Here is a 1,840-nt window from a genome sequence, read left to right as displayed (position 1 = left end):
GAGTCAAAAGGGGGATAGGCTATACGATGATAAGGCGAAACGTTTCTTTATTGGTGGTGCCTTTTTAAATGGTCCTTTGCTCGCGTTAACACTTGTCGCAACATACACCAGCGCCAGCTCTTTTATCGGCGGCCCTGGGGCTGCTTATAAAATGGGGCTGGGTTGGGTATGGTTAGCGTTAATTCAGGTACCTGTTGCCATTTTAACCTTAGGCGTCTTAGGTCATAAGTTTTTGAGTCAGCGCCATGCGCAACATGCCACCTTGATTGAATGGCTCGATGCTCGATATCAAAGTCCGTTACTTAGCCATATTGCGGTGGTAAGTTTAGTGACCGGATTTATAGCGATGATCGCGGTGCAGTTTATTGGCGGTGCAAGGTTGTTCGCGGGCGTTAGTGGGATCAGCTATGAGTTGGGATTAGCTTTGTTTGTCGTCACGGTGCTTGCCTATACCTTAACTGGCGGATTCCGCGCGGTAGTGTTAACAGATGCGTTGCAAGGGATAGTGATGCTGTTTGGCTTACTGCTGCTATTTGCCGGGATTTTGTCTCAGGCTCCCTTAACAGAGCTAATGGATAGCGTTAGCCATTATTCTCCTCAAATGCTCGAGCCGCATGGTGTAAGTGATGCGCTTGGCTGGCCTATGATGCTCTCTTTTTGGGTGCTGCTCTGTTTTGGTACTATGGGACTGCCGCATACCTTAGTGCGTTTACTCGCTGTAAAAGATCGTAGTGCTTTAAAGCGTGGCATGGTATGGGGAACCATTATCTGTTTCTTGATGACCTTGTTACCGCACCTTTGTGGTGTTCTTGGTCGGGCGTTTTATCCTGATTTGTTGGTTCCTGATGAGATCATGCCAAGTTTAATATCAGGCATTTTTCCTCCTTTTTGGGCTGGAGTCCTATTAGCTGCGCCAATAGCCGCAGTAATGTCATCAGTTGATTCCATGTTATTGCAATCGGCTGTTAGCCTTATTCGCGATGGGGCCGTGAAAAAATGGCCTCGCTTAAGTTCGAGCGCGCAGGTTAAATTGACTCGATTTACTATCTTGCTTATTACGCTTATTGCTAGTTATTGGGCAATGGATCCACCTGAAATGATTGTTTGGATCAACCTTGCTGCATTTGGGGCGCTTCAGGCCGTGTTTTTGTGGCCGATAATCGCGGGTGTGTTTTTACCCAAAGTGAATGGGAAGAGTGCATTAATATCGATGGTAGCAGGGCTTATTAGCTATCTACTGCTGCAATTTGCTGATCCCTTTATGTTGCATATCCATCCTATTGTGCCAGCGTTACTGTTGTCATCGTTTGTGATGTTAGTTAGCCATATCTGGCAAACTAGATCGAAGGCCGTGGTCTCCGAATGCTAATGCTTGCTATTGCTTGGGTTATTCGCTGATACGCAGTGTAAACCTAGATTGAATTAGTTTATATTTGCGGCCAGGTAATCTTTATTCTGGCCATAAAATGAATTCTAATTCTACACACTCATCAATTGGGTCAACCTCGCCCGTTAACGCCTGGCAGATGCCAGATACTTTAGTCATCATCTTTTTTGTCGCGTTAGCGGCAATGCTTTTAACCTATATCATCCCTGTTGGCTCATTCGATACCCAAGAGGTTGCTTATGTCAGTGACGGTGTTGAAAAGAGCCGTAGTGTTGTCGATCCAAGCTCGTTTCGTTATCAAGTTGATGATAGTGGAGCTCCAGTGCTTCAACCTATCTCGCTATTTAACGGCGGAGGGGATGTTGGTTTTTTTAACTTTGCTTTTGAAGGTTTAGTCTCAGGGTCTAAATGGGGCACGGCCATCGGTGTGATCATGTTTATGTTGGTCATTGG

The 1,840-nt window shown here is 45.8% G+C and carries 1 protein-coding gene and 1 pseudogene; both read left to right on the top strand.

Annotation, left to right across the window (positions count from 1 at the left end; translation table 11 throughout):
• Positions 1-1,369 (top strand): sodium/pantothenate symporter (gene panF / locus ACQY6Q_RS10095; RefSeq protein WP_427980911.1); only part of this gene is annotated, 1,369 nt, incomplete at its 5' end.
• A 97-nt stretch (positions 1,370-1,466) separates the two neighbouring features.
• Positions 1,467-1,840 (top strand): annotated as a pseudogene (locus ACQY6Q_RS10090) (putative basic amino acid antiporter YfcC); the annotation flags it as partial.

The sequence above is a fragment of the Agarivorans sp. genome (genome assembly GCF_050295395.1).
Taxonomy (GTDB): Bacteria; Pseudomonadota; Gammaproteobacteria; order Enterobacterales; family Celerinatantimonadaceae; genus Agarivorans.
This window is presented reverse-complemented; position numbering and strand designations above follow the sequence as displayed.